5 protein-coding genes are annotated in these 5,338 nt (G+C 37.1%); 1 reads left to right on the forward strand and 4 read right to left on the reverse strand.

Annotation, left to right across the window (positions count from 1 at the left end; genetic code table 11):
- Window positions 1-183: 183 nt before the first annotated feature.
- The 4 genes from ACVRWY_RS09240 to ACVRWY_RS09255 all read right to left on the reverse strand — a co-directional run bounded on the left by ACVRWY_RS09240 (window position 184) and on the right by ACVRWY_RS09255 (window position 4,303).
- A complete protein-coding gene (locus ACVRWY_RS09240; protein WP_354369899.1) occupies window positions 184-1,119 on the reverse strand; it encodes a manganese-dependent inorganic pyrophosphatase in 936 nt (311 codons plus the stop codon).
- Between the two features lie 102 nt (window positions 1,120-1,221).
- On the reverse strand, window positions 1,222-1,761 hold the full coding sequence (locus tag ACVRWY_RS09245; protein ID WP_354369898.1) for a hypothetical protein: 540 nt from the start codon (window positions 1,759-1,761) through the stop codon (window positions 1,222-1,224).
- Between the two features lie 80 nt (window positions 1,762-1,841).
- Complete coding sequence (gene pflA / locus ACVRWY_RS09250; RefSeq protein WP_354369897.1) at window positions 1,842-2,630, reverse strand: pyruvate formate-lyase-activating protein; 789 nt, start codon at window positions 2,628-2,630, stop codon at window positions 1,842-1,844.
- Between the two features lie 341 nt (window positions 2,631-2,971).
- A complete protein-coding gene (locus tag ACVRWY_RS09255) occupies window positions 2,972-4,303 on the reverse strand; it encodes a hemolysin family protein (protein WP_354369900.1) in 1,332 nt (443 codons plus the stop codon).
- Between the two features lie 124 nt (window positions 4,304-4,427).
- Between ACVRWY_RS09255 and ACVRWY_RS09260 the strand changes: the two genes are divergently transcribed.
- Window positions 4,428-5,207 carry an ABC transporter ATP-binding protein gene (locus ACVRWY_RS09260; protein ID WP_354369896.1) on the forward strand — a complete coding sequence of 260 codons (780 nt, stop codon included), beginning with the start codon at window positions 4,428-4,430 and terminating at the stop codon, window positions 5,205-5,207.
- The last annotated feature ends 131 nt before the right edge of the window (window positions 5,208-5,338 follow it).

Genomic DNA, 5,338 nt, shown 5'->3' on the forward strand with positions numbered 1-5,338 from the left:
TTCAGGAACTTTGAAAACTTTAAAAAACGGATTTTGATTGCCTTGAACATAAAGAAAGAGAGAACGAATTTCGTCCTCTCTAGGTGTTAGCTTTTCATCTACCCACTACAGTTGACAAAGAGCCTTTATTGGTTAACAGCTTAATGTAATGGCATTGGAAATAGCCCACTCCATTTTTTAGGATTAAGCATTAAAGCTCTCTGTCAATTGTGGTACAACTTGTTTCTTACGAGAAACTGCACCTTCAAGGAAGGCATGGTTGTTTTCAAGCTTAAAGTTAAACGCAACTTCAACCTTATCCATATTTTGACCAAGTGCTAGGATTTCTGAGTTTGAATTAATGATATCTGTAATCATCAAAACAAAGTCTGAATAGCCGTTTGCCTCTGAAGCTGCTACCATAGCTGCTTCAATCTCAGCTTGACGTTCAAGAACTTCTGCAATATCAACAGTATTAACTTGAGCGACACGGACAGCATTACCATTTAATTCGAACGTTTTAGCATCAATATCAATCAACTCTTCTGCTGATTTGCTTGCAAGGTTTGTCCCAGCTTTCAGCATAGCAAGACCGTACTCCTCAAGGTTAACACCAGCAATCTCAGCAAGCTCTTTAGCTACTTGTGGATCTGATGCATGAGTAGTTGGTGATTTCAACAATAGCGTATCTGAAATCAAACCAGATAAGAGTAAGCCTGCAACCTCACGTGGAAGCTCAACACCTGCTTCTTTTGAAGCACGGTAAACGATAGATGATGCTGAACCAACTGGTTCTAAACGCATATAAAGTGGATTAGCTGTTTCAAAATTGGCTACACGGTGATGGTCAATAACTGCTGCAACCTCAACATCACGGATATCAGCAATGGATTGCTGAAACTCATTGTGGTCAGTCAAGATTACTTGAGAAACTCCTTCTGCTTTAGCGGATGTCACTACACGAGGAGCCTCAACACCAAAATAATCCAAAACAAAAGCTGTTTCTTCATTTGGCGTACCTAATGCTACTGCCTCTGCCTCACGTCCCCAAGCTGTGCGCTCAAGATAAGCCCAACCATATGATGATGCAATAGCATCTGTATCAGGATTTTGGTGACCAAAAACTAAAATTTTAGACATGTCTTTTACCTCATAAATCTTTTTCCTTCTTATTTTAACAGAACTGTTAAGTTTTTTCCACCGTTTCTCATACAAAAAAGCACCAGATCGACTGATGCTTTTTCAAGTGTTGTCTTTTTTTTCTTGTGATGATGGAACAGGTTCCACTTCAACTAAAGTTGCCTTTTTTGTCCTATCAGTGTTAGCATTTCTCATTTGAGATAAGTTTCTAAATTTTTCTCTCAAATTAAGACTTCTAAAAGCTTTAACAAGCAGCTGATAACACAAAACAATGATGGATTCGAGTAATAAAAGGAGACTAAGAAGCATGACCCCAACTAAACTCCAAGTCATAAAAATAGTAACCCATAATTGAGATAATACCTTTTTGACGTTAGACAGATGATTATTTTGGATTGCTAGTGTTTCTAAAAATAAGTCTAGAATTCCCCTAATCAACCCCATTTTTAACTCACGTTCACTAGAAGAAGGAGAAAAAGCACCAGCCTTTACGACCAACAGTTCGTCTTCTATTGTGTACAATTCTACCTCATCTCCAAGGACAGGCTTAAAATCCAAGGTTTCACGAAAAACTTTTCTTATACTTCCATCGGAGCTTCTCAAATAGACACTATCTGAGGTCATTTTTACAACGGTAAACATCTCTTCTCCTTTCTCACTTATCTTTATCAGTATAGCAAGAAATTACAAGAAAGTAAATGAGGTAAAGAAATAGACAGGTACTAGGCTTTAACCCTCTTCAAATAATCTTGATAAGACTCTGTCTCCATAAGATTTTTCGCATTTTTAACGCGCTCAGCTGTCGGCGGTTTCACTCCCTCTAATGGATAAGGCACTCCCATCTCTCTCCACTTAAATTCTCCCATAGTATGATAAGGAAGAATCTCAAACTTATCCACATTTTTTAAGGTTTTAACAAATTTTCCTAATTCCAGCAAATCCTCATCAATATCCGTCAAGCCAGGAACTAAGACATGGCGAATCCATACTGGTTTCCCAATATCAGATAGGTACTTGGCACAATCTAAAATGGTCTGATTACTTTGACCTGTCACCTTTTTATGTTGCTTATTGTTAATTTCCTTGATGTCCAGTAAAACTAAGTCTGTAACAGCCATTAAACGATCAAATTTCACTAAATAGTCTGGATTATTTCTAAAAGGAAGAGCACAAGTATCTAAGGTGCAGTGAATACCAAGTTCTTGTGCCTTGGTAAACAAGGCAATTAAAAAATCAATTTGTAAAAGGGCCTCACCACCACTGACAGTGATGCCTCCTTTTTTCCCCCAGAACCCCTTAAAACGAAGCGCCTCAGCCAAGACATCATCCACTGTGCGCTCCTTGGCCTTGTTTGATTCCATAGCCCAAGTGTCTGGATTATGACAATATTGACATCGCATTTTACAGCCCTGTAAAAAAATAATAAAGCGTACCCCAGGCCCATCCACTGATCCAAAACTTTCTGTGGAATGAACCAAACCTGTTACCTGACCATAGTCTATATCTGTCATAAGCTCCCCTTTTTGTAACCGTTTTAATAGTAGTATTATACCATCTTTTACTAAAAAGTACACTGACAAGGTTTTCAAAAAATATAAAAAAATTTCTATAAAATGTAAAATTTTTAATAAATCACATGAAATTTAGTGTATAATATAATTAACCCTATTCTAATGAATGCAACCATTAGGGTAAGGTTCTCATCAACCAAAACTAGGACAGTCGCATCGCTGTTCTAGTTTTTTATTGTTAAAAAACCTACATAGAAAACTCTATCATCTGCAATTTGTTTGCCTTACTGCTGGTGTTTACCTCATATTTATAAAAATAAGGTTAGATGAGACACCTAACCTTATTCTTCTTCAATAGTTGTTTCTTTTGTGATGATCAATTTTAATTTAACAATCCGTCCATCCTTCACTTTATCATTAACCAAGGTTAGATGTTTTCCATTAGAGTCAATGTCAACACTATGTTTTTCTTCTTGACTAGGAATAGCACCGACTTCTGTTAAATAATAACCTGCTATCGTATCAACTTCAACATTTTCAATTTCTGTTTCAAAGTATTCATTAAAATCATTAAGGCTCATACTCCCTAAGACAATGTAAGTATGATCACCAATTTCACGCACCTCTAGTTCAGACTTGTCAGTTTCATCATCAATCTCACCCACAATCTCTTCTAGAAGATCCTCCAAAGTCACAATCCCTGCCACACCACCATACTCATCTTTTAGTATGGCCATCTGATTATGTGTTTTACGCAAAGCTTTTAATAAATCATCTACAAAGATGGTCTCTGGAACAAAAAGAGGTTCCTGCATAATTTTTCGAATAGAAAGCTTGTCAAAGCCCTGATTAAATCCTTCGTGTAACAGTTTTTTCGTATGAAGAACACCGATTACCTTATCTCTGTCATCATCATAAACAGGGATACGAGAGAAATTTTCTTTTAAAATAGACTCAATAATAACATTAGACTCATCATTGATATCAACCATAAATGCATCAGTTCTTGGAACCATTACCTCACGCGCTAACAGTTCATCTAACGAGAAGACACCTTGTAGCATATCAATTTCTTCGGCATCTAGCGTTTCCTCACTATTGGTCAACATATAAGCAATTTCATCACGCGTCATTTTTTCATCCGCATCATCAAAAGTCATAGGGGTGATGCGACTCAAAAGGTTGGTTGAAACAGATAGCAACCAGACAAAGGGGCTAACAATTTTTCCTAAAATAATGATAACTGGAGCCGAAACAACTGCTAAATTCTCTTTCAAATTCATTGCAATACGTTTAGGATATAACTCACCCAAAACGATAGAAATATAAGTCAAAAACGCAAGAGAAATCATGCTACCTGCTGTCTGAGCTGTCGCTGAATTTCCTAGATACTTAGCAATCTCCTTACCAAGTGTATCAGCTAAACTAGCCCCTGATAAAAGAGTTATCAGGGTAATCCCAACTTGAATAGTGGATAAAAAGTTATTAGGATTTTCAAGAACACTTAATAGACGGATAAATTTTTTATCACCTTCTGCTGCTTTTTGTTCTACTCTCGAGCGATTTAAGGATACCATCGCCATCTCGCTAGCTGAAAAAAAGGCATTTAAAAGGGTTAAAACTAAAAGTAATAAAAATTGTAACAGTAAGGACTGACTACCAGGGTCTTCCATTGTTATCATTCTCCTCAAATTTAATATAGTCCTTCAATTATAGCACAATTCTCAACTTTTGACTAATCTTTTAAAAGACCTTTGAGAATATGATATAATGAAAGCAAAAGAGAGGGGGGAGTCTATGACTTTAATTTCACTAAAAAATGTCAGCGTCATCAAGCAAGGAAAAACCTTACTTGACAATCTTAATTGGGAGGTCAAAAAAGGAGAGGCTTGGGCCATCTTAGGTTTAAATGGTTCTGGGAAAACAACGCTATTAAAGTTATTGATGGCAGAATTTTTTCAAAGTAGAGGGGATGTTTGTGTGTTGGGTGCCCAATTTGGACAGGGCGATATTACACCCATCCGGCAAAAGATTGGTATTGTCGGCTCTTTTATTGCAGAACGACTTCCTAAAAACATGCCTGCTGAACACATTGTCCTAACTGGAAAATATAAAAGTAGTATCTTATATAAAGCCTATGGTAGTAAAGAATTAAACGAAGCCAAGGACATGTTAGAACACTTAGGTGGAGCACATCTTATCGGACGCAGGTACTTCACACTCTCTCAAGGAGAGAAACAACTTTTACTTATTGCAAGAAGTCTCATGGAAAACCCTGACATCATCATCCTTGATGAAGCTACCAGTGGACTAGATCTTTTTGCTAGAGAAAAACTCCTCAAATTAGTTGAAAACATCAAACAACTCCCTCATGCCCCAACCATCCTTTATGTCACTCACCATGCTGAAGAAATAACATCCAGTATCAGTCACCTACTACTCCTTCGAGAAGGTAAAATAGTCGCTACAGGAAAAAAAGAAGAGGTGCTGACACCTGAATACCTCAAACTGCTTTACGGAACAACTGTTGAACTCATTCCAATTGGTGATGAACGCTATTTTATTCAGCCTAAATAAAAACGGCTCTTTGTCAACTGTAGTGGGTAGATGAAAAGCTAACACCTAGAGAGGACGAACTTCGTTCTCTCTTTCTTTATGTTCAAGCCAATCAAAATCCGTTTTTTAAAGTTTTCAAAGTTCCTGAAACC

The sequence above is a fragment of the Streptococcus porcorum genome, from assembly GCF_053203725.1.

Bases quoted from the DNA above. Each gene is read 5' to 3' on its own strand.
- ACVRWY_RS09240 (WP_354369899.1), bottom strand. From the start codon at position 1,119: ATGTCTAAAATTTTAGTTTTTGGTCACCAAAATCCTGATACAGATGCT.
- ACVRWY_RS09245 (WP_354369898.1), bottom strand. From the start codon at position 1,761: ATGTTTACCGTTGTAAAAATGACCTCAGATAGTGTCTATTTGAGAAGC.
- pflA (WP_354369897.1), bottom strand. From the start codon at position 2,630: ATGACAGATATAGACTATGGTCAGGTAACAGGTTTGGTTCATTCCACA.
- ACVRWY_RS09255 (WP_354369900.1), bottom strand. From the start codon at position 4,303: ATGGAAGACCCTGGTAGTCAGTCCTTACTGTTACAATTTTTATTACTT.
- ACVRWY_RS09260 (WP_354369896.1), top strand. From the start codon at position 4,428: ATGACTTTAATTTCACTAAAAAATGTCAGCGTCATCAAGCAAGGAAAA.